Origin of the sequence: Pseudomonas baetica (genome assembly GCF_019733355.1) — a bacterium.
Classification (GTDB): Bacteria; Pseudomonadota; Gammaproteobacteria; order Pseudomonadales; family Pseudomonadaceae; genus Aquipseudomonas; species Aquipseudomonas baetica_A.
Genome location: NZ_JAIHLQ010000032.1, coordinates 24,118 through 48,553 on the forward strand (window position 1 = coordinate 24,118; position 24,436 = coordinate 48,553).

13 protein-coding genes and 2 tRNA genes are annotated in these 24,436 nt (G+C 58.6%); 6 read left to right on the plus strand and 9 right to left on the minus strand.

The genetic code is table 11. From position 1 onward, the window contains the following. Positions 1-83: 83 nt before the first annotated feature. Positions 84-3,359, minus strand: a complete 3,276-nt coding sequence (locus K5E40_RS24825) for a DUF2126 domain-containing protein (RefSeq protein ID WP_221733080.1) — start codon at positions 3,357-3,359, stop codon at positions 84-86. Positions 3,360-3,724: 365 nt separating this feature from the next. Further along, positions 3,725-6,037 carry a YgiQ family radical SAM protein gene (locus K5E40_RS24830; protein ID WP_221733081.1) on the minus strand — a complete coding sequence of 771 codons (2,313 nt, stop codon included), beginning with the start codon at positions 6,035-6,037 and terminating at the stop codon, positions 3,725-3,727. 303 nt (positions 6,038-6,340) lie between these two features. On the opposite strand from K5E40_RS24830, the gene K5E40_RS24835 reads away from it, so the two are divergent. Both K5E40_RS24835 and K5E40_RS24840 read left to right on the plus strand, forming a co-directional pair. Next, complete coding sequence (locus tag K5E40_RS24835; RefSeq protein ID WP_221733082.1) at positions 6,341-8,950, plus strand: hypothetical protein; 2,610 nt, start codon at positions 6,341-6,343, stop codon at positions 8,948-8,950. Between the two features lie 52 nt (positions 8,951-9,002). Further along, the gene (locus tag K5E40_RS24840; protein ID WP_260456014.1) at positions 9,003-13,724 is read left to right on the plus strand and encodes an NEL-type E3 ubiquitin ligase domain-containing protein; all 4,722 of its coding nucleotides are present in this window, start codon (positions 9,003-9,005) and stop codon (positions 13,722-13,724) included. Positions 13,725-13,767: 43 nt separating this feature from the next. Here K5E40_RS24840 and dnaB read toward each other — a convergent pair whose 3' ends face one another. The 7 genes from dnaB to rnr form a co-directional block, all read right to left on the minus strand. Continuing rightward, complete coding sequence (dnaB, locus tag K5E40_RS24845) at positions 13,768-15,165, minus strand: replicative DNA helicase (protein WP_034149637.1); 1,398 nt, start codon at positions 15,163-15,165, stop codon at positions 13,768-13,770. Between the two features lie 121 nt (positions 15,166-15,286). Then, positions 15,287-15,733 carry a 50S ribosomal protein L9 gene (rplI, locus tag K5E40_RS24850; protein WP_003186385.1) on the minus strand — a complete coding sequence of 149 codons (447 nt, stop codon included), beginning with the start codon at positions 15,731-15,733 and terminating at the stop codon, positions 15,287-15,289. Positions 15,734-15,752: 19 nt separating this feature from the next. After that, positions 15,753-16,646, minus strand: a complete 894-nt coding sequence (locus K5E40_RS24855) for a hypothetical protein (RefSeq protein ID WP_221733083.1) — start codon at positions 16,644-16,646, stop codon at positions 15,753-15,755. Positions 16,647-16,682: 36 nt separating this feature from the next. Further along, a complete protein-coding gene (gene rpsR / locus K5E40_RS24860; protein ID WP_221733084.1) occupies positions 16,683-16,913 on the minus strand; it encodes a 30S ribosomal protein S18 in 231 nt (76 codons plus the stop codon). A gap of 28 nt (positions 16,914-16,941) precedes the next feature. Continuing rightward, positions 16,942-17,364: a 30S ribosomal protein S6 gene (gene rpsF / locus K5E40_RS24865; protein ID WP_003236224.1), complete on the minus strand. Its 423-nt coding sequence runs from the start codon at positions 17,362-17,364 to the stop codon at positions 16,942-16,944. Between the two features lie 307 nt (positions 17,365-17,671). Beyond that, positions 17,672-18,436 (minus strand): 23S rRNA (guanosine(2251)-2'-O)-methyltransferase RlmB, encoded by a 765-nt coding sequence (rlmB, locus tag K5E40_RS24870; protein WP_221733085.1) that lies wholly within the window; start codon positions 18,434-18,436, stop codon positions 17,672-17,674. Next, entirely contained in the window at positions 18,433-21,063 is a 2,631-nt protein-coding gene (rnr, locus tag K5E40_RS24875) for a ribonuclease R (RefSeq protein WP_221733086.1), read from the minus strand. Before rnr ends, rlmB begins: the two co-directional genes overlap by 4 nt. A 225-nt stretch (positions 21,064-21,288) precedes the next feature. Here rnr and K5E40_RS24880 point away from each other — a divergent pair. From K5E40_RS24880 to K5E40_RS24895, 4 genes are all read left to right on the plus strand, one after another. Continuing rightward, positions 21,289-21,375 (plus strand) — tRNA-Leu (locus K5E40_RS24880). A 180-nt stretch (positions 21,376-21,555) separates the two neighbouring features. Next, positions 21,556-21,642: transfer RNA gene (locus K5E40_RS24885), tRNA-Leu, on the plus strand. Positions 21,643-21,832: 190 nt separating this feature from the next. Then, positions 21,833-22,843, plus strand: coding sequence for an extracellular solute-binding protein (locus K5E40_RS24890; RefSeq protein ID WP_221733087.1), 1,011 nt, complete (start codon positions 21,833-21,835; stop codon positions 22,841-22,843). Further along, positions 22,843-24,408 (plus strand): iron ABC transporter permease, encoded by a 1,566-nt coding sequence (locus K5E40_RS24895; protein ID WP_221733088.1) that lies wholly within the window; start codon positions 22,843-22,845, stop codon positions 24,406-24,408. Before K5E40_RS24890 ends, K5E40_RS24895 begins: the two co-directional genes overlap by 1 nt. Positions 24,409-24,436: the final 28 nt, after the last annotated feature.

Genomic DNA, 24,436 nt, shown 5'->3' on the forward strand with positions numbered 1-24,436 from the left:
GCTCGGCAGACAGCAAGGAACGGTCAGACTAACGCAGGCACATGACGCCCGGATATACGAAAAATCCGGGCGTCGCGCACGATTTAGAAACGTCGTAAATCGAGCGTCATCGGTAGCTCGTCGGAGATTGTCAGATCAGGTATGGGAAGTTTCCCCGGCGTGTGTCCGATGCGGAAGAAACGCGCCATGCGCCGACTCTCCGCTTCATTGGCGTTGACCGGCAGCGTCTCGTAATTACGCCCGCCGGGGTGGGCGACGTGGTACTGGCAGCCACCCAACGAGCGTTGCATCCAGGTGTCGAGCAGGTCGAACACCAGCGGGGCGTGTACCGGGATGGTCGGTTGCAGGCAGTTGGCCGGTTGCCAGGCCCGATAGCGCACACCAGCGACGAATTCGCCCACACGTCCGGTCGGGTGCAACGGCACGGCAATGCCGTTGCAGGTCAGCAGATACCGCTGCGGCGGTAAGCCCTTGAGCTTGACCTGTAAACGCTCCAGCGATGAATCGACGTAACGCACCGTGCCACCCGCCGTGCCCTCCTCGCCCAACACATGCCACGGCTCAAGCGCTTGACGCAGTTCCAGCTCGATGCCGTTGACGGCGTAGTCACCGACCTTGGAAAAACGAAACTCCAGATGCGCCGCAAACCACTCGGCGCGCAACGAATAACCGGCGCTGTTGAGTTCGACGATGACGTCGGCGAAATCCTGTTCGATAAAGTGCGGCAACAGAAAGCGATCGTGCAGTTCAGTGCCCCACCGTGCCAGTTTCGGCGGCGCGTAAGGCTCGCGCCAAAAGCGTGCGACCAGCGCCCGCAGCAACAATTGCTGCGCCAGGCTCATGCGTGCGTGCGGCGGCATTTCAAAGGCGCGCAACTCCAGCAACCCGAGGCGACCGGTGGCGCCGTCCGGTGAATAGAGTTTGTCGATGCAGAATTCGGCGCGATGGGTGTTGCCGGTGACGTCGATCAGCAGATTGCGCAACAGCCGATCCACCAACCATGGCGCGCACTCCTCACCCGGTTCAGGCATCTGCGCAAAGGCAATTTCCAGCTCATACAACGCGTCGTTACGCGCCTCGTCGACCCGTGGCGCTTGGGACGTCGGGCCGATGAACAACCCGGAAAACAAATACGACAACGACGGGTGGTTGTGCCAGTAACTGATCAGGCTGCGCAGCAAATCCGGACGGCGCAGGAACGGCGAATCCGCCGGTGTCGCGCCGCCGAGGACGAAATGGTTACCGCCACCGGTGCCCGTGTGGCGGCCATCAATCATGAACTTCTCGGTGGTCAGGCGGGTTTGCCGCGCTTCTTCATAGAGAAACTCGGTGCGCTCGACCAACTCGTCCCAGGTCGCTGAAGGCTGCACGTTCACTTCGATCACGCCCGGATCCGGAGTAATGCGCAAGTTGCTCAAACGCTGATCGCTCGGCGGCTCGTAGCCTTCCAGCAGCACCGGACAATGCAGTTCTTCGGCGGTGGCCTCGATGGCCGCGACCAGTTCCAGATAGTCCTCGACCCGTTCCAGCGGCGGCATGAACAGGTACAACCGCCCTTCGCGGGCTTCGGCGCAGAACGCGGTGCGGGTCAGCCAATCGGCGGATTCATCGATTTTCGGTGCGCGCTCGTCAGCCATGGCGGGCTCACCGTGACTGTTCAGTTGCGCGGCGTCCGGCAGTTCGGGAAAGTCCTGATTCGGGTCCTGGGGATGGATGAACGGATACTCCGCCGCCTTCACCCAGGGCTGCGAGCCGAGCGGCAAGCGGTAGCCCAGCGGCGAGTCTCCCGGCACCAAGCGGCAATGATCGTCGCGCAGATACCAGCGCCCGCTCTGCCATTGATCACCTTTGGCAGTGCGTGCGAGCGGCAGCACTTGGCCGATCACTTTATCCAGGCCCTGACTGAAGACTTTGCGCAGGCGTGCGCGTTCTAAAGGCTCCTCCAGACGCGAATCTTCGGCACTGACGTTGCTCGGCAACGAACCCTCGCGCCAGAGGTAATAGAAATTGTCCTCATAGGCAGGGAATACAAAATGTGTGGGCAGTTTCAGGCGTTCGGCGACACTCGCCAGAAAGCGTCCGGCCAACTCGCCATCGGCGCCGTAATCCTGTTGCTCGTCGGCGATCAACGCGTCGTTGTGCCAGATCGGCGCACCATCGCGGCGCCAATAGCAGTTCAGCGACCAGCGCGGGAGTTGCTCGCCGGGGTACCACTTGCCCTGACCGAAGTGCACCAGCCCCTTCGGCGCGTAATGCTTGCGCATGCGCTGAAACAGTTCGGCGGAGAGCCGACGTTTGTCCGCCCCCAACGCGGCGGTGTTCCATTCGGCGCCATCCGGGTCATCGATGGACACGAAGGTCGGTTCGCCGCCCATGGTCAGGCGCACATCGCCTTCCAGCAGGTCGGCATCGATCTGCCGGCCCAACGCCTGAATCGCCAGCCATTGCTCATCGGTATAGGGCTTGGTAACGCGTGGCGCCTCCCAGATTCGCTCCACGGACATTTCGTGGCTGAATTGCGTTTCGCAAGGTTCGACCATGCCGCTGATCGGTGCCGCTGAGGAGGGATCGGGGCTACAGGCCAGCGGGATATGCCCTTCACCGGCGAACAACCCGGACGTGGCGTCCAGGCCGATCCAACCGGCGCCCGGCAAATACACCTCGCACCAGGCGTGAAGGTCTGTGAAGTCGACGTCGGTGCCGCTGGGGCCGTCGAGGCTTTTTACGTCGGCAGTGAGCTGAATCAGATAACCGGAGACGAAACGCGCCGCCAGTCCGAGGTTGCGCAGCAGTTGCACCAGCAACCACGCCGAGTCGCGGCAGGAGCCGGAGGCGTGTTCAAGGGTGTGTTCCGGGGTTTGCACGCCCGGTTCCATGCGAATCAAGTAGCCGATGTCTTCACTCAGACGCTGATTGAGTGCCACCAGAAAGTCGACGGCGGGCAGCGGCGTGCGGTCGATCGCGTCCAGATAGGCTTTGAACTTCGGCGTCAGCGGCAGGGTTTCAAGGTACGGCGCCAACTCCTTGCGCTCATCGGCGGCGTAAGCGAAGGGGATTTTCTCGGCGTAAGGTTCGAGGAAGAAGTCGAACGGGTTGAACACGGCCATTTCGGCCAGCAGATCGACTTCGATGCGCAACTCATCGGTTTTCTCTGGGAACACCAATCGCGCCAGGTAATTACCCTGCGGGTCCTGTTGCCAGTTGATGAAATGCTGCTCGGGCGAGACTTTCAACGCATACGAGAGAATTCGCGTGCGGCTGTGGGCGGCCGGGCGCAGGCGAACGATCTGCGGGCCGAGTTCGACAGCGCGGTCGTAGCGATAATGCGTGACGTGATGCAATGCGACATGAATCGACACGGCGTGCCTCCTGCGAGCCTAAGCGTATTCGAAAGCGCGCAAGACTTATGCCATACAGAGGCTTGGGCGCTTTCCCGGAATGCTTTGGGCAGTACAGCACCAAAATCGGGCGATGCGGGGAAATGGTTGAGCGAAGTTGCGCCTAAATGTGGCGGGCAGGTGTTGATTGGGTGTCTGACCTGACGCCATCGCTGGCAAGCCAGCTCCCACAGGTTTTATCTGTCGTTCATAAAACGGTGGCCACTGAATATCCCTGTGGGAGCTGGCTTGCCAGCGATGGCACCAGTGGTTACAACACATTTCCTAAACCCTGAAATGCAAAACGCCAACCCGAAGGTTGGCGTTCTGTTGAGCTAAAAAGCGACTTAGCGTGGCACCACCGGTTTGCGCGCCGGCTTCGGCCCTTTGCCCTTGGCCGCGTCCTTGCGCTCCTTGGCGGCCTGCTGGTTGCGGGCGAACGCCGCCGCCTTGGCCTGTTCACGCTTGTCCCACGGATTACCACCATCACTGGCACGCGGTGGCAGACCGGTGTGCTGGGTGAGAATCTTGGTGGTTTTCTCTTTGCCCTCTTTTGCCACTTTATGGCTGCCTGCCGGCGTCGAGTTCTTGCGACGGGCGCTCTGATAGCTGTCGGTGGACGGCTGATGCAGCGGGATCAGTTGATCCTTGCCCGGCCCGATAAGATCGCCACGGCCCATGCGGGTCAGCGCTTCACGCAACATCGGCCAGCCTTTCGGGTCGTGATAACGCAAGAACGCCTTGTGCAGACGACGCTGCTCTTCGCTCTTGACGATGGTCACGCCGTCACTCTTGTAAGTGACCTTGCGCAGCGGGTTTTTGCCCGAGTGGTACATCGCGGTGGCGGTGGCCATCGGCGACGGGTAGAACGCCTGCACCTGGTCGGCACGGAAGCCGTTGCCCTTGAGCCAGAGGGCCAGGTTCATCATGTCTTCGTCGGTGGTGCCCGGGTGCGCGGCGATGAAGTACGGAATCAGGTACTGCTCTTTGCCTGCTTCCTTGGTGTACTTCTCGAACATGCGCTTGAACTTGTCATAGCTGCCGATGCCCGGTTTCATCATCTGATTGAGCGGACCTTCCTCGGTGTGTTCCGGGGCGATCTTCAGGTAACCACCGACGTGGTGAGTCACCAGCTCTTTGACGTATTCCGGCGACTCGACCGCGAGGTCATAACGCAGGCCGGAAGCAATCAGAATCTTCTTCACACCCGGCAACGCACGCGCACTGCGGTACAGCTGAATCAACGACGAGTGGTCGGTGTTCAGGTTCGGGCAGATACCCGGGAACACACAGGACGGCTTGCGGCACGCGGATTCGATTTCCGGCGTTTTGCAGGCGATGCGGTACATGTTCGCGGTCGGGCCGCCGAGGTCGGAAATGACACCGGTGAAACCCGGTACCTTGTCGCGGATCTCTTCGATTTCGCGAATGATCGACTCTTCGGAGCGGTTCTGGATGATCCGGCCTTCGTGCTCGGTGATCGAGCAGAAGGTGCAGCCGCCGAAGCAGCCACGCATGATGTTCACCGAGAAACGGATCATGTCGTAGGCCGGAATTTTCTCCTTGCCGTACGCCGGGTGCGGAACGCGCGCGTAAGGCATGCCGAACACGTAGTCCATTTCTTCAGTGGTCATCGGAATCGGCGGCGGGTTGAACCAGACGTCGACTTCGCCATGCTTCTGCACCAGCGCACGGGCGTTGCCCGGATTGGTTTCCAAGTGCAGCACGCGGTTGGCGTGGGCATAAAGAACGGCATCGCCACGAACCTTTTCTACCGACGGCAGACGGATCACAGTCTTGTCGCGAGTCATGCGCGGGCTGGCCAGGATCTGCACGACCTTGGCTTCTTCCGGATCATCCACTGGGCCCTTTTCCTGCTCGATGGCGCAGGCCTGGGTGTCCTGGGTATTCACGTACGGGTTGATGATCTTGTCGACCTTGCCCGGACGGTCGATACGGGTGGAATCGACTTCGTACCAGCCCGCCGGCGTGTCACGGCGAATGAACGCGGTGCCGCGCACGTCGGTGATGTCTTCGATCTTGTGACCGTAGGACAGACGCTGGGCGACTTCGACGATGGCCCGCTCGGCGTTGCCGTACAGGAGAATGTCGGCGCTGGCGTCGATCAGGATCGAGTTGCGCACGCGATCCTGCCAGTAGTCGTAGTGAGCGATGCGGCGCAGGGAGGCTTCAATGCCGCCGAGCACGATCGGCACATGTTTGTACGCCTCTTTGCAGCGCTGGCTGTAAACCAGGCTGGCGCGATCCGGACGTTTGCCGGCCATGCCGCCCGGGGTGTAGGCGTCGTCGGAACGGATCTTTTTGTCCGCGGTGTAGCGGTTGATCATCGAGTCCATGTTGCCGGCCGCGACCCCGAAGAACAGGTTTGGCTCGCCGAGCTTCATGAAGTCGTCTTTGGACTGCCAGTTCGGCTGCGCAATGATCCCGACGCGAAAGCCCTGAGACTCCAGCAGCCGGCCGATGATTGCCATGCCAAACGACGGGTGATCGACGTAGGCATCTCCCGTAACAATGATGATGTCGCACGAATCCCAGCCGAGCTGATCCATCTCCTCCCTGCTCATCGGCAGGAATGGCGCTGGTCCGAAACATTCGGCCCAATATTTTGGATAGTCAAATAACGGCTTGGCTGCTTGCATGTCGACGACCGGTGTTGAGATGAAAAATCGCGGGCGCGGAATATAGCACAAAATTTGACCAATTCCGACGGCAATGGTCGGTTGTTAATCTCAGCTCCCTCTTCTGTGCTTCAAGCAGAAAATGCTACGGCGGCTTTCGACCCGCCAGACACTGGCAATGATGCCAAACGCCAGTCAGGCGCCCATGGATGGGTTCTGCCGGCAGCTCCAGCGCCACCTGCGCAATCATGCAAACCGGCACGATGCCAAATAAAACAAGCCCTTGCGCGAAAGCCGGGGGTCATTTTTCAAGGATGAAAAAACATGGCAGGAAAACCACCTCGCAATGCCCCCCACTTGAATGTGGATGCCCACATCAGACCGAATCGACGAACGGACATCGACGTACCGCATCCTGACGCTACGGGCCGCAAATTCTTCGATCCGTGGATCTCTGTCGACCCTGCGAAGCCGCCGGCCAGACTACCGGGCGATACAGACCTTGACGCAATACTACCGGCCCCTCCCGTCACGATTCACCTGACGCCGGCTCCCATTGCGGCGCCTTCCGTCATCCCTCAGCCGCTGAATTACTACTGGCTCAAAGCCGCGACAGAGTTACCGGCGGCCAACAGCGAAGGTTTCAGGGTTTACAACAAACGCCGGTATGTCGACGTGCCCGATGGCGGTACCGTTCTTGTCGCAGTGGATCCGGACACCGGACTGTATCGGGCGCGACTTTCGAGCGAATTGCTTCCCTCCGGCCCGGTATTGCTGCGCGACACCAACAGCGGCCTCTGGCATCCGCTCAATGACGTTGACTCAAGCACGCTCCCACTGACGGAGGCAAGGCTGAACACTTTTCGCTCGGACCTGGATTTCAGCGGTGTCGAGCCTGGCAGTGACGGCCTGTTTCGCCACGAGGGCAAGCTCTATGTAGTCATCGACAGCCACGCGTATCAGGTCATGCAGGACCTTGACGCGTCCACGCCGGCTCAAAAGGTGTGGCGTATTGTGAACCCCAAGGATCCCGTTGCCTCCGATAGCGCGAACATCTACCGCGCCAGTCGCAGTGGCGAAACCCGGGCGATCACTCGGAACGAGGAGAACACCTGGGTTTCCATCCTCACGGGTTTGAGGGGCGGCATGCACCGCAATGAGGGCCGGCAAGCCAACCTGGCGTTCCTGATGCAACGTTACCAACCTTTCGCGGATGCTCACCGGGCTCTGACCGAATCATCTGAACACTACGACACTCTTTGGGGCCGGGCCCGCAATCTGCCTGATGGCGCGGCCAAGACGGCAGGCCTGATTGCGCTTGAGGTACACCTGCTCAAGCACATCAAAAAGCAGACGGACTTTGTTCAGTCGCTCGTTGATAACAAGGATTGGCTACCTCTCATCAAAGCAAGCGGGGTTTTCAAGGAAGAACTGCATACCTTCCGGATAGAACGAGTGGAATATCTCAACAGACTGATGGCCGTCATGGATCTCAGGGTCCGGCCTGCGGTGACAGATCTGAGTGCCGAGAACTGCAAGAAAACCATCAAGCATCTGAACAAGAAACTGAAGTTTCTCGAAGAGCGCCAGGCAGTGATGGAGCAGATCAGAAAAGCCTCGCCCGGAGCAGCCCCGCGACTCGCCGAGCTACGCCTCCAGGTGCCCGATACCGAGCGCATCAACTTCAACAAACTGACCCTTTACGTTCACCTGTTTGCGGACGCTCCCGACTATGCGCCAAACACGACCATGCCCTCGCTCTCGGCCATCGACCTGATCACCGGAGATTTGCAAAACGCTCCGCAACGAGAGCATCCAATGGCGCTACTGTTGGCCCTTGATCAAATCAAGGGAGATAAAACCCGCTTTGAAACGCTGCTCGCCTCGGAGCATCCCAACGCCGAATACATCAGGGAGATCGTTACCCTGATCGATCCCATCGAGAAAAAAATCGAAAACAAGTTGACCGAAATTCTTGACGCGTCCGAGCGAACGAACGATCTGCCGAGCCTCGACCAAGACATTGATTACGACTTTATCCCGCCGCAACCCATCAACGAAGCGCTAGCCCCACCCGCGCGTGCCAGGAAAATATTCCGCACCCGCCAGCACGGCACTTACAGAGTGATGGTCGGGGAAACGGAAACCGCATCGGACGGCACCATCACGATCAATGTTCCCGACCTGCTGCGACCCGATTCACCTCCCAGGCGCTACAAAAAAATAGAAGACGAATGGCTGCCAGTGCTTCCTCCGCTTATCCGAACGCCGCGGCCACAACTCATTGGCGAGGCAAACCGGTTACTGGCCAGGGTCGAAGATCACGCTGCCAACGCGAGAACACAAGAAGCCCAAAACACTAACCCGACAAAGATCGTCGAAGACCTGGGCAAGGAAACCGATTTGCTCAACCAACAGGCAAGACAACTGGAAAACCACGAAACAGATGTTGAAGATCGAGTGATCATCAACCTGGCCGGACAGTTGCGCGCCGCAGCCGATTCGTTGACCGACCAAGGCCAGAAAACGCTGGTGCGGATGTACAAGAACAAAGACGTGCTGGACATCATGCGCCTGAATTATCTGCTGGATCGTAACGAGCTCAAGGTCAGCAAGATCGTTGATCGCAAGCTATCGGGCAAAGGCCAGAAAAGGTCATTTCTGGACGTTTATTCGATCAGCGACAGCACCGATAACACGCCGTTGTGGCACGCGCATTTTCACTACGATGCCGAGAAGAGTCTGCCCCTGAGCTTCAAGATCGATGGCGCTCATCTCAAGACGCTTGAACAAAGCAGACGGGGTATCGAGTCTCAACGCCGAGATGATCGGGCCGGTTTGCCGCACGTCGGCATCTGGCGGCAACGGTTTGATGGCAGAACAGCGAGCAAAATATTTGCCTTGGCAGACAGTCACGCAGCCGCCCCCGAGTAAATGCGCAAAGCCCGAGCAGCGGGCTTTGATGTAGCCCCAGGACAAACAGGCAATGACGCCGAACGCTTATCAGCGCGCCCTCGCGGGGACTGATAAGCGCCCCATCAAGGAAGAAACAATGTCGCCAAAACCACCTGTCAGAGGCAACGCCTCTGTCGATGTACACCAGCGCCCAGGCCCATCGCCGCAAGCAAATCCGCCGCGCATCAACACTGGCGCGCCCCCCCTGCGCCTGGGTGAAAATCCGTTGGTATCGAACAGAAACACCGGCGGTGTCGATCTCGATGCAATCAGGCCGGCACCGCCGGTCACGGTTCACGAAACAACTGAAACAATGACTCTCGGCGCCACCCCCACACCAACCGTTCAGTCGCTGGAGCATTACCGGATCAGCGCGCCGCCCACGTTGGCGGTCGCCGATGCCGAGGGTTTCAGGACATACAAGGGACGCCGATACGTCGACGAACCAGGGGGCGCAATCGTGCCGGTCAAGCGAGATCCGGACACGGGACTGTACCGGGCCGCACTGCCGAAAGAGACGAAACCGACAGGTCCGGTGATGCTGCGTGACACCGCCAGCGGCTTGTGGCACCCGCTGGAAGACTTCGAGCCCATGACCTTCGCGTTATCCTCCACACGCTTGGAGGCTTTGCGCACCGGACTGGACTTGAGCGACGCAACCCCCGATAGCAATGGCCTGCATCAGTTCGACGGCAAACTCTACGTGGTGATCGAGAATCACACGTACCAGGTGCTGCACGACCCAGAAGCATCAACCCCGCTGGCCACCGTAATGCGCATCGTGCGAAGCGAAGACCCTGTGTCCAGAGACAACGGCAATCTGTATGTCGCGACACGTCCGGGAAGGTCGGAACCCATCGTTTTCGATGCCGTACAAGGCTGGGTCGGGATAACGGTAGCCGGTGCCGGCGGGATGGTGCGCAGTGACGGCAACCCCACAGCATCCTTGAGCCTGCCGGACAGACTCTCGCTGATGCTCAACCGACTGCGCAGCCCAGAGTCCCGCGCCCAAAAACTGTTCCCGGACCACACCGAGGATCAGATCAGCGACTTTATTCGTTCGCTGGGCAGTGATGTACGCGACGGTTTGACCCGTCGCGAAACCGACTACAAGACACTCAAGGCCGAACTGAAGGTCTGGATCAGAAACACCTCCAACGCTTCGCCTCAGGCAACAGCAAAAGGCTGGGCACAACAGGTCGCCAATGACATCAAGCGCTGCTGGCGCCAGCAGACCGGGGATTCATTCAGGCTTGAGCCGGGTGGTGGAACGCTGCCAGCATTAACAGCGGATTTCAGCCATATCCGGCGCCTGGATCTGGACGCCGTCACTTGGTCAGACACCGCCGAAACATTCCTCAGTGGGTTCTCCGGACTGGAACGTCTGACAGTGACCCACTCCTCGCTCGATACACTGCCTGCCGCCGTAGCGCACATGCCCCACCTGAGCACATTGGATCTGAGTTCGAACCGTATTGTGCTCAATGCACAAACCTCGGCAAAGCTGAGCGCACTCGACCAACTTCAAAACCTTGATCTATCGGGCAATCCGCTGGGCAAGCCACCTGATTTCACCGGCATGAGCGAACTCAAAACGCTGAACCTGAGCAATACACAATTGGATCAGTGGCCTATCGGCTTGCAGCACCAGTCCGGACTCAAACAGGTCGACCTGCGCAACAACCGGCTGACCGAAGTGCCATCGGCCATCCTTTCCCCCTCACCCGATCAATTCGAAGCTATCGCCCGGATCAACGGCGTCACGCAGTTTGAAGGCAATCCATTTCCTGCCGGCTACTGGAAAACGCTTGAAGTGTATTGGCAACGCGTCACTGCCGATCATCCTGAACTGGGCAACAACAGCCTGCCCGGCGCGTTCAGGCTTGACGGTGATATCCCGGAGGTCGCCAACGTGCAGCGGCTGCATCCGGAGAAGAATGCACAAGAGGCCAGAGAGTTTTTTATCGGATTGGGTCCTGAGGCAGAAGCAACACTGGGTCGACGCCTTCAAGAACTGGATTTACTGGAAAGCCAGCTCGATGCCTATGTCGCCGACAGTCAACTCGAGCCGTCCGCCGTCGACACACCCGCGAAAAGACAAGCGCAACGTGTCGCCCAAACCCTCAAGGACTGCTGGCTTCAGGACTCGGGGGAAATGCTCAGGCTGTCTTCCATCAACGCGCCACTCCCGGCGCTGAGCGTGGACTTCAGTCATGTAAAGCACCTCAGTCTCAGCTCTGTTATCTGGTCGGGCGATGCCGATACATTTCTGTCCAGCTTTCCCAATCTGGAGCGCTTGTCCATCACCCAATCCAGGATTGAAACGTTACCGGGGCAAATTGGCGCGATGGACAAATTGAACAACCTGGACCTGAGCAACAACTACCTTGCACTGGACGAGCAAAGCGCTGCAACGCTCAGCGCCATGAGTCATCTGGAGATCATCAATCTTTCTGACAATCCAACGCTCACGCTAACCCCTGACTTCAGCAAGATGTCCAAGCTGAAATACCTGGTGCTGAATAACACGGGAATCAATCAATGGCCGACTGGATTGCAGGACAAGACCGGCCTGCTCATTTTTGATCTGCGCGATAACCGCTTGAGTGAAGTGCCGCAGGCATTTCTCAATCCTGCGCCCGAACAGTTGCTGACGATCGCCCAGATCAATAGAACCGCGTCACTCGGTGGCAACAATTTCCCTGCCGATTACTGGAGAAAATTCGACGACTACTGGCGTCGAGTGAACGAGGAACATCCCGATCTTCTGACCTCTTACCATGGAGTGATATTTGATACCGATAACTCCCCCGCGCAGCGGTATCGGCGACTATTTCCAGGCAAGGACATCAAGGAGTGCAGGGAATACCTCTGGAGTTTTGAGAGTGATACCGCGGCAGCAACGAAACTCAACAGCCTTGAACGGGAACACGGCGTATTGAAAAGTCAGCTCGACGATTGGGTTTTTTCTGGAGGAGGCAACCGCGCAGGCTACATTCGGGCGAATCAGTTAGCGGTCAATGCGCAAACCCGTCCTGACCGTGTCACCGCAAGTGAGAGGATTCTCAGTTGCTGGAGGCGGGAAACACCGCAGAAACATGCCAATGACGGTACCCCCATCGGCCTGGAACTGGATCTCGGCGGCTTGCGCCTGCCGAGCCTGCCAGACATCGACGCGGACTTCAGTCACGTCGGTTCGCTCAAACTGAACAACATGAATCTGAGCACCTCACCAGAAGGTTTTCTGACCCATTTCCGCCATGTGCGCTGGCTGAATCTGTCGCACAACCAACTGCGTGAATTGCCTCCAGCGCGTGGAGAAATGAACGGGCTGACTCGTCTGTTTCTGCAAAAAAACCGGATTATCCTGACCGCCGACACTGCCCGCGTTCTGTCACAGCGCACAACATTGCGAGCCTTGTGGCTGCATGAAAATCCGCAACTCGGTATCACCCCGGATTTCACCCGGATAACCGACATGCGCGAGCTTGATCTGGCAAACACAGGCATCAACACCTTCCCTGCCGGCCTTGCCGATCAGCCACTGCTGGGCATCGTGAATCTGAACAACAATCGGATCGAGGAAATCCCCGATGCGGTCATAACCCCACCGGCCGAACGACTCGCAAACAGCGCGCGGGTCAATAACGTGACCAGCATCACTAACAATCCATTGTCAGCGGCCACCCGCACGCGGCTGGAACAATACAACAACCGTCTTATCGAAGCCGAAATACCGATGACTAGCCAGCGCGATCTGGTCGCTACGGCGCGCGGCCATGTCCGGGCAGTCATCCGGGCTCCAGCAAATGATCCAATGACGCGCTGGACAATCGGGCTATCGGCAGATCAGGTATCAGCCAGAAGAATCCAATGGCAAACACTGCGTGATGAACAACGCTCGGATGGTCTGTTCAATACGCTTGAACGCTTGATCGAGGTTCCCGCCGGCCACAACGAGCTTCAGCGCCGAGTCTGGAAGCTGATCGACAGCATTACCGAAAACAGTCCGGCGTCCGAACGCCTGCGCAAGGAGGTGTTTGATCGGGCAGGCGAAGCGGCCTGCTGTGATCGGGCGGCCTTCACGTTCGCTAATCTGGAAACCCGGGCAATGGCGCACGATGCTCGTGCCCAGGCTCAGGACGAAGCACAGGGCCCGCAACTGTCTGCGCTGTCCAAAGCATTGTTCCGCTTGCATGAGGTCGACAAAATCGCATCGGCGGACATTGCGCAGCGGGAGGCAAGAATCATCGAAGCGATGGAACCTCAGAGAGACGCGGCCCTTCCAGCGCCACACGTACCAGAGGAAGTCGAAATCAGACTCGCCTATCGATACTTCCTGAAAGACCGGCTGCAACTGCCGGGACAACCCGAGCAAATGGGATTTGCCCGGCTGGCCAATGTGTCAAAAGCGCAATTGAATGCTGCGTACAAAAAAGTCATCGCTATGGATAACTCCCCTGAAGAGTTCGAGGCACTGGTGTCGAGGGAGTTCTGGCAGGAATTCGTCACTCACAAGTACCGGTCGCAGTTCGAAGCACACCGCCAGACGTTCCAGGATCGACAAGCGACCCTCGACGACGCGCACGCAGCCAACACGCTTGGGTTTAACGATTACGACGCGCAATCCAAGGCGCTGCAAAAATCACTGGCGACCGAGGAAGAGGCGCTGATCGAGTCGTTGTCTCGACAGGAACTGAGTGAGCATCCAGCCGCCAACACTGACGAGGAGGCAGGCGGCACAACGGAATAACGCACGAAAGGAGGAGCGCTGGCCGAATGATTTCGGCCAGCCATTATTCGTCGTCGTCGAAGTTGTAACTGCCCGGCGCGAGGTTTTCGAAACGCGTGTATTTGCCGATGAACGCCAGGCGGATAAAGCCGATAGGCCCGTTCCGCTGTTTGCCGATGATGATTTCGGCGATGCCTTTGTGCTCGGTTTCCGGGTGATACACCTCGTCCCGGTACACGAACATGATGACGTCGGCGTCCTGCTCGATCGCTCCGGACTCCCGGAGGTCGGAGTTGATGGGTCGCTTGTTCGGTCGTTGCTCCAGGGAGCGGTTGAGCTGCGACAGCGCAACCACCGGGCAGTTGAACTCCTTGGCCAGGGCTTTCAAGGAACGCGAGATCTCGGAAATCTCGTTGGTTCGGTTGTCACCGCCCGATCCTGGAATCTGCATCAGTTGCAGGTAGTCGATCATGATCAGGCCGATGTCACCGTGTTCCCGCGCCAGACGTCGGGTACGCGCACGCATTTCAGACGGGCTGATGCCGGCGGTATCGTCGATGAACAGTTTGCGATCGTTAAGCAGGTTTACCGCCGAGGTCAGGCGCGGCCAGTCATCATCTTCCAATTGGCCAGAACGCACCTTGGTCTGATCAATCCGCCCCAACGAGGAGAGCATACGCATGACCAGCGATTCACCTGGCATCTCGAGGGAATACACCAGCACCGCTTTGTCGCTGCGCAGTACGGCGTTTTCCACCAGATTCATGGCGAAGGTGGTTTTACCCATCGATGGACGGCCCGCGACGATGATCAGGTCGGCCGGTTGCAGCCCGCTGGTTTTCTCGTCGAGGTCGGTGTAACCGGTGGACAGGCCGGTGATGGCGTTGTCGGTGTTGAACAAGGTGTCGATGCGATCAATGGCCTTGGTCAACAAGTCATTCACGCCCACCGGGCCACCGGTTTTCGGGCGAGCCTCGGCAATCGCGAAGATCTGGCGCTCGGCTTCGTCGAGGATTTCCTCGGCGGTGCGGCCCTCCGGGTTGAAAGCGCTGTCGGCGATCTCGGTACTGATGCCGATCAGTTGGCGCAACGTCGCTCGCTGGCGAACGATCTGCGCATAGGCCTTGATGTTGGCGACGGACGGCGTGTTTTTCGCCAGTTCGCCGAGATAACCGAGGCCACCGACTTGCGAAGTCTGACCTTCCTTGTCCAATTGCTCGGCAAGGGTCACGACGTCAATCGGGGAGTTCTGATCGGCCAGTTTGGCGATCGCACGGAAGATCAGACGGTGGTCATGTCGATAAAAATCGCCATCGGAGACTTGATCGAGCACGCGTTCCCAGGCGTTGTTGTCCAGCATCAGGCCACCGAGTACAGCCTGTTCGGCTTCGATGGAATGCGGCGGCACCTTCAGGGCAGCGGTTTGCAGATCGTATTGCTCAGGAGCGGAGATTTCGTTCATGGCCACTTGGAGTCAGGGTTGAAAACGGGAGTACCAGAAAGACAAAGGGCACGACCTGTAAACAGGATCGTGCCCGATGTTAACCGTCTGACGGGCAAGCCGCCAGCCGATCAGGTGTTGCTTAAGCTGCTACCACGACAACGCGTACGGTGGCTTCAACTTCGGCGTGCAGGTGCACGGCTACGTCGAATTCGCCTACGTTGCGGATGGTGCCGTTCGGCAGACGAACTTCGCTTTTCGCAACTTCAACGCCGGAGGCGGTCAGTGCGTCAGCGATGTCGTGAGTACCGATCGAACCGAACAGCTTGCCTTCGTCGCCAGCGGTGGCAGTGATGGTCACTTCCAGCTCGGCCAGTTGGGCAGCACGGCTTTCAGCCGATGCTTTACGGTCTGCGGCAGCTTTTTCCAGCTCAGCACGACGCTCTTCGAATGCAGCCAGGTTGGCAGCGGTCGCAGCGGTAGCTTTGCCGAAAGGCAGCAGGTAGTTACGGCCGTAACCGGCCTTAACGTTTACTTTGTCGCCCAGGTTGCCCAGGTTGGCGATTTTTTCCAGAAGGATCAGTTGCATGTGGAAATCCTCTTAACTTTTAACCTTCACCGTTCGCGCTGTCGGTGTCTTTCGACACGTGACGACCGCGAAAATCAATCAGGCTGTCGACAATGGCCAGAACCACGAGCAACGGATAGATCAGCTGCATGAACAGCAACAGCGTGACGTACAACCCCACCAGCCAGAAACCGGCCAGTCGCTTCTGCCCGACCAGCCCGTGAATCAGGGCAAGTCCGGCGAACACCAGCGGTACACTGCACAACGGCGTCAACATGGCCATCTGTGCACCGAGATTCGGGCCCAGAAGCATCAACGCCAGCAGTAACATCGCCGGCCCCAGCGGGATTCGGATGGCGCGAAACTCGCGACCAAAACCACCCGGGTTGTACAACAACGCCTGCCAATGACGCCCGACAATCAGGCTCAGCACGCTGACGATCTGCAACAAAGCCGCAATCAGCCCGGTCAGGACCGGTGCAATCAGGGACGCGAAACGCGCTTGCTCTTCGACCGACAATTGCTTGTAGGTCTCACCGAGAAGCGCTGGCATGACCTTTATAAGGGCCTGCGCGAGCATCTCGATCTGGGCTGCAAACGCCGCCCCGAGCACCACTGAAAACACCACTCCAATTGCTACGCTGACCAGCAACGTGCGAACCCAGGATTCACTTGCGCGCAAAACCAACGCAAGCCCCGAAGACCCCAGCAGCACTAAAAGTGCGCGTGGATCGTCGGCATACAACCACCAGACCAATGCCGGCAGCAGCCCCAGGGACAGAACGCCAAGGGCGTCCGTCAATCCGCGCCGCAGAAGCACAAGGCTCCCGGCGGCAGCACCCAACCAATACAACAACGGCAATGTTGCACATCCGGCCACCACGAGAGTGGCCTGCATACGGCCTCGCATGATGAACTCAGCTAAGGCACGCATGCATTCAATCCTTTGCTACTTGTCGACTGCCCGGTCTCAGCGGCCGTGGCTGTCGGTGTAGGCCAGCAGGGCCAGGAAGCGGGCGCGCTTGATAGCGGTGGCCAGCTGACGCTGATAACGAGCGTTGGTACCGGTGATGCGGCTTGGAACGATTTTGCCGGTCTCGGATACGTAGGCTTTCAGAGTGTTGAGATCTTTGTAATCGATCTCTTTCACGTCTTCAGCGGTGAAGCGGCAGAATTTACGACGACGGAAGAAACGTGCCATTTGATAGGCTCCTTAAAAGGTCCGTGGATTACTCGTCAGCGTTATCGCTGTTGTCGCTGTCATCACTATCAGCGCTATCAGCGCCTTCGTGCTCAGGACGGTCGCGACGCTCACGGCGCTCACTGCGGTTTTCTTCAGCCTTGAGCATCTCGGATTGGCCGGTAACGGCTTCTTCGCGACGGATGACCAGGTTACGGATCACTGCATCGTTGTAGCGGAAGTTGTCTTCCAGCTCGGCCAGGGCCTTGCCAGTGCACTCAACGTTCAGCATCACGTAGTGAGCCTTGTGAACATTGTTGATTGCGTAGGCCAGTTGACGACGGCCCCAATCTTCCAGACGGTGGATTTTGCCGCCGTCTTCTTCGATCAGCTTGGTGTAACGCTCAACCATGCCGCCGACTTGCTCGCTTTGATCCGGGTGGACCAAAAAGATGATTTCGTAATGACGCATGAATGCTCCTTACGGGTTGTAGCCTGCCGCTCAAAAACGGTCAGACAAGGAGTGAATGACACTTATGGACTTGCCGGTGCGGGGCACATGCGTGCCTGCCGTGACAGCAAGGGGCGCAATTGTAGAGAAGGGACTGCAGAGGTGCAAGGCAATTGGTGATTATTTGAACAACCACCAATCCTGCCTTCACCACAAACCAATGTGGGAGCGGGCTTGCTCGCGAATGCGATACATCAGGCAACATTGTTGTCGACTGACACTGCGCTTTCGCGAGCAAGCCCGCTCCCACAATTGATTGCATACAACTTTATTTCTTGGCGGAGGCCTTGGCTTTGACGCCACGCTGGCGCTGCGCTTCGAACAGGCATACACCCGTCGCCACGGACACGTTGAGACTGCTGACGCTACCGGCCATCGGCAGGTTGACCAGATAGTCGCAATGTTCGCGAGTCAGGCGACGCATGCCTTTGCCTTCGGCGCCCATGATCAGGATGGTCGGGCCGGTCAGGTCCTGGTCATAAATGCTGACCTCGGCCTCGCCCGCCGTACCGACAACCCAGAGCCCACGCTGCTGCAACTTTTCCAGTGTGCGCGCAAGGTTGGTCACTGCCACCAGCGGAATCACTTCCGCCGCACCGCAGGCCACTTTACGCACGACGGGCGTCAGGGTCGCCGACTTGTCTTTGGGCACGATCACGGCGAGCGCACCAGCAGCATCCGCCGAACGCAGACAGGCGCCGAGGTTGTGCGGATCGGTCACGCCGTCGAGCACCAGCAACAGCGGCGCGCCTTCGGTGCGATCAAGCAACTCGTCGAGCATCGCCTCGCCCCAGACCTGGCTAGGACTCACGTCCGCGACCACGCCCTGATGCACGCCTTCAACCCAAGCGTCCATTTCACGTCGCTCAGCCTGACCGACCTGGACACGATTCTCATTGGCCAGTTCGATCAGGGTCTGCACACGCGGATCGTTGCGGCTTTCAGCCAGCCAGATCTGCTTGACGCGCTTAGGGTGGTGACGCAGCAACGCTTCTACCGCGTGAACGCCGTAGATTTTTTCCAACTGACTCATGACTTCGCCTTCGGTTTACGTGCTCCGCCACTTTTGGCTGGAGCAGAACCCGCCTTCGGCGGGCCTTTACGGTGCTTGCTCGGTTTGGCTGGTTTGCCGCCGGTCGCCTTTTCAGGCGCCGACCGCCCGGTCTTTCCCCCGGACGCCGCTTTACCACCGTTTTTGGCGTCGGAAAGCAGCGCTTTCTTCATTTCACGGCTTTTACGCAGCTCGGCGTTTTTCGCCACGGCATCGCTCGGGCGATAGGCTTCGGCAGCTTTTTCCTTGGCCGGACGACGACTGGCGGTTTTTGCCGGCGCCTTTTCTTCCGAAGCCCTGGACGCTGGAGCTGCAGTTTCGTGACCGCGTTTTTTGCGACCAATCGGTGCGCTGATGGTTTTTTCAGCCATCTCGAAGTCGATCTTGCGCTCGTCAAGATCGACGCGCATCACGCGCACTTCAACGGTGTCGCCGAGACGGAAGCTACGACCGGTGCGCTCGCCCGCCAGGCGGTGATGCACAGGGTCGAAGTGGTAGTAATCGCCCGGCAGCGCGGTGACATGCACCAGGCCTTCGACGTAGATATCGGTCAGTTCGACGAACAGGCCGAAACCGGTCACTGCGGTGATCACGCCCGGGAACGATTCGCCCACGCGATCCTTCATGAACTCGCACTTGAGCCAGTTCACTACGTCGCGGGTCGCTTCATCGGCACGGCGCTCGCTCATCGAGCATTGCTCGCCGAGTTGCTCCAGCGCCGCTTCGTCGTACGGATAGATGCGTGCCTTCGGAATGGTCATGGCACCGGCACGGCGAACGTGCGGGGTGTCTTGCTTGGAATGGATCACGCTGCGGATCGCGCGGTGCGTAAGCAGGTCCGGGTAACGACGGATCGGCGAGGTGAAGTGGGTATAGGCTTCGTAATTCAGGCCGAAATGGCCATCGTTTTCAGCGCTGTACACTGCCTGACTCAACGAACGCAGCATTACGGTCTGGATCAGGTGGAAATCCGGACGATCCTTGATGCTCGCCAGCAGTGCCTGATAGTCCTTCGGCGACGGACCGTCCTTGCCTTTGTGCAGGGACAGGCCAAGTTCGCCAAGGAAGGCGCGCAGCTTTTCCAGACGCTCCGGCGGCGGGCCAGCGTGAACGCGGTACAGTGCAGGGATTTCGTGCTTCTTCAGGAATTCGGCGGTGGCCACGTTGGCCGCCAGCATGCATTCCTCGATCAGCTTGTGAGCATCGTTACGGATGGTCGGACGGATTTCGGCAATTTTGCGTTCGGAACCGAAGATGATCCGGGTTTCCTGAGTCTCGAAATCGATCGCGCCACGCACATGACGGGCGGCCAGCAACACTTTGTAGAGCGAATAAAGCTGCTTGAGGTGCGGCACGACGTCGGTGTATTCGCCACGCAATTTACGCGCTTCGACAACCTTCGGCGTTTCCAGCATCGCGCTGACCTTGTTGTAGGTCAGACGAGCGTGGGAATGAATCACCGCTTCATAGAAGCAGTAGTCAGTCATTTCGCCAGACTTGGAGATGGTCATCTCGCAAACCATGGCCAGACGATCGACATGCGGGTTCAGCGAGCAGAGGCCGTTGGACAACTGCTCTGGCAGCATCGGCACTACGCGCTCAGGGAAGTACACCGAGTTGCCGCGCACCTGGGCTTCGTTGTCCAGCGCCGAGCCGATTTTCACGTAACTGGAAACATCGGCAATCGCCACGTACAACTTCCAGCCACCGGAAAACAGACGCAGCTTGCCAGGCTTGGCTTCGCAATAGACCGCATCGTCGAAGTCGCGGGCATCTTCGCCGTCGATGGTGACGAACGGCAGATGGCGCAGATCGACGCGCTTCTCTTTGTCTTTATCTTCCACTTCCGGCTTGAGCTTGGCGGCTTCTTTGAGAACCGCTTCAGGCCAGACGTGCGGAATGTCGTAGGTACGCAGGGCGACATCGATTTCCATGCCCGGCGCCATGTAGTTGCCGACCACCTCAACCACATCGCCTTGCGGCTGAAAGCGTGGCGTCGGCCAGTGAGTGATCTTCACCTCAACGAACTGGCCGACCTGGGCGTTGGCATTGCGACCCGGGGTCACCAGCACTTCTTGCTGGATCTTCGGATTGTCCGCAACGACGAAGCCGATGCCGCCCTCTTCAAAGTAGCGACCGACAATGCTTTCGTGAGCACGGGTCACCACTTCAACGATCACACCTTCGCGGCGACCGCGACGATCGAGGCCGGAAACACGGGCCAGCGCGCGATCACCGTCGAACACCAGGCGCATTTGCGCCGGGCTCATGAACAGGTCATCGCTACCGTCGTCCGGCACCAGGAAGCCAAAGCCGTCACGGTGACCGCTGATGCGACCGAGGATCAGGTCGAGCTTATCCACCGGTGCGTAAGTACCACGACGGGTGTAGATCAGTTGAGCGTCGCGCTCCATGGCGCGCAGGCGGCGGCGCAGGGCTTCGACCTGGTCTTCTGTGGTCAGACCAAACTCTTCGACCAGTTGCTCGCGGGCAGCAGGCGAACCCCGATCGGCGAGATGCGCCAGGATCAGTTCGCGGCTAGGAATAGGGTTTTCATATTTTTCCGCTTCACGAGCGGCCTCGGGATCGAGGGACTGCCAATCGGCCATTAGATAGTTTTCACCTTGTCTATATACGGGTTAGTTTGGCATAGGCGCCATCAAACGGGAAATTTCCGACTCTATAAGGCCCTTCTGAAGCCCTGTATCGAAGCTGGAAAGCCGTTTTGAACACCGCCGGTAAAAAAACCATTTTTTTTGCTGGCAGGGGTTTACAGTTAAAAAGACGCTCCGTATAGTGCGCGCCATCGATGACGCAGATGCGCTGCCGATACTGCCCAGATGGTGAAATTGGTAGACACGCCAGCTTCAGGTGCTGGTGACCTTACGGTCGTGGAAGTTCGAGTCTTCTTCTGGGCACCAATTTAGAGCTTGAGACTAGATCAGTTTCAAGGCTCACACAAAACCCGCGAAAGCGGGTTTTTTGCATTCTAAGGAACGGTTTTCTTAAAACTGATTTATTAAAATTAAATCAGGGGTTTACAGATTAAAACGCGCTCCGTATAGTGCGCCACATCAACAGCGGCAACGCTAGCGATGATTGCCCAGATGGTGAAATTGGTAGACACGCCAGCTTCAGGTGCTGGTGACCTTACGGTCGTGGAAGTTCGAGTCTTCTTCTGGGCACCAATTCAAATTCAAGGTTAAGGCCTTGGATTTCACAGAAACCCGCGAAAGCGGGTTTTTGCGTTTCTGGCATTTGAAAATCCATTCCCCTCGCGATAGCAAACCTGTGCCCACGCCACAAGGCGCATTTGAGAAACAATATCGTTTATCATTGTTGCAAGTTTTTGCAATGCGACAGTGAGGAACCCTGCGAATGACGTTTCGAAATACCCTGCGCCGAGGCTTTACCTTCACCCTCCTCGGCCTGGCACTCGCCACCCCCCTCGCCCAGGCTGCCGATGCGGTTTCCCTGACTCTCTATAACGGCCAACACAAGGAAGTCGGCGACGCGATCGCCAAAGCCTTTGAAGCCAAGACCGGTATTCACGTCAATGTCCGCAAAGGCAGCAGCAATCAGCTCGCCAGCCAGATCATCGAAGAAGGCGACCGCTCCCCCGCCGACGTGATCTACACCGAAGAATCCCCTCCACTGAACAACCTCGGCGAACAGGGCCTGCTGGCCAAGACCGATGACGCCACCCTGGCCGTACTGCCGAAAAAATACGTCGCTGGCAACGGTACCTGGATCGGCGTCACCGCTCGCGTTCGAGTGGCCGCGTTCAACCCGACACTGATCGACGAAAAAGACCTGCCAACGTCGGTGATGGAATTCTCCGAGCCGAAATGGCAGGGCAAGATCGGCTTTGTGCCAACCAGCGGCGCCTTCCAGGAACAGGCCGTAGCAATCATCAAGATGCACGGTCGTGATGCCGCCGAAGAATGGCTGACCGGCCTGCGCGCTTTCGGCAAGACCTACAGCAACAACATGGTCGCGCTCAAAGCCGTCGAGAACGGTGAAGTTGCCGCTGTACTGGTGAACAACTACTACTGGTTTGCCCTGCAACGCGAGAAAGGCCAACTGGATTCCAAACTGCACTACTTCACCGGTGGCGATGTCGGCGGCTTGATTACCGTTTCCAGTGCTGCCGTGCTGAAATCCAGCGAACACCCAAAAGAAGCGCAGCAATTGCTCGCCTACATGGCCAGCGAAGAAGGCCAGCGCGTGATCACCCAAACCACCGCCGAATACCCGCTGCACAAAGGCATGGAATCGGATCGCGGCCTCAAGCCGTTCAGCGAACTGGAAGGGCCGAACGTCACGCCGGCCGATTTGGGCAACGCCGAAGAGGCACTGGAGTTGGAACGTGAAGTTGGCTTGAACTGATGGCCGCATCGTTATCCGCCCCCGCCGCGCGCGGGGGCTACGTGCCACGGCGCAAGCGACCATCGATCTGGCTGGTGCTGCCGGTATTGTTATTGGTGGTCATGAGCCTGTTGCCGCTGGCCTACGTTGGGATAAAGACTTGGCAGGCCGGCTGGGCCGAGGCGCTGCATTTGTTGTGGCGCCCCTATGTCTTCGGTCTACTGCGCAATACGCTGGCCTTGATGGTCGGCGTGACGATCACCTGCGGCGTGATCGGTCTGTCGCTGGCCTGGCTGCTGGAGCGCAGCAATCTGCCGGGGCGGCGTTTGTGGGGTGTGATCCTGTGCTTGCCGTTCGCGGTTCCGGCGTTTGTCAGCAGCTTCACCTGGGTTTCGCTGAGCGCACAGTTCGAAGGCCTCGGCGGGGCGATTCTGGTGATGAGCCTGTCGAAATACCCGCTGATCTTTCTGCCAGTGGCGGCAACTCTGCGCAATCTCGATCCTTCTCTCGAAGAGTCAGCCCGCACCCTGGGGCAGAATCGCTGGGGCGTTTTTTTCCGGGTCACCCTGCCCCTGCTCTGGCCGTCACTGCTGGCCGGCTCGCTGCTGATCGCCTTACACATGCTGGTGGAGTTCGGCGCGCTGTCGATCATTGGCCTGCAAACCTTTACCACGGCGATCTACCAACAATTCGAACTGGAATTCAGCAACGCCAATGCGGCAATGCTGTCCGCCGTGCTGCTCGCGCTGTGCCTGGTGCTGCTGTGGTTGGAACTGCGAGTGCGCGGCAAGGGCCGGCACGTGCGCACCGGGCAAGGTGCGGCGCGTCAGGCTGAACAGGTTCTGCTAGGACCTTGGGCGGCGGTCGGCCAGTTGTATTGCCTGATCCTGGCGATCATTGGCAGCGGGATTCCACTGGGCATGCTGGCGTACTGGCTGGCTGTGGGCTCTTCGGCTGCATTCCCGGTTGCGGCCATTACCGAGGCGCTGCTGTCATCGCTGGCGTTATCGCTGGGTGGCGCGGCACTGTGCCTGTTGCTGGCAGTGCCGGTCGGGCTGCTGGTGGTGCGCTATAAAGGCCAACTGGCGATCTGGGCCGAACGCTTGCCGTATCTGCTGCATGCGTTGCCGGGGTTGGTGATTGCGCTGACGCTGGTGTATTTCGCCCTGCATTACGTACCAGTGCTCTATCAGACGTCCGGCCTGTTGCTGATCGCTTATGCGCTGTTGTTCCTGCCGCTGGCTCAGGCTCCGATCCGCACAGCACTGAACAAGGCAGCACCGCAGCTGGAAGAGGCTGCACGCACAATGGGCGCATCGTCGTTTACGGCGTTTTGCCGGGTGACCCTGCCGATCATCTTCCCGGCATTGGGCGCAGCGTTTGCGTTGGTGTTTCTGGATGCTATGAAGGAATTGACCGCGACTTTGCTGCTGAGTCCGACCGGTCTCAATACGTTGGCAACCGAGGTGTGGGCGCATACGGCGAATGTCGAGTTTGCAGCCGCAGCGCCTTATGCGGCGCTGTTGATTGTGGTTTCTGGATTGCCGGTTTATCTGCTGACAACCCGGATGTACCTGAGCCGCTGAAACGGCCATCGCGAGCCGACTCACTCCC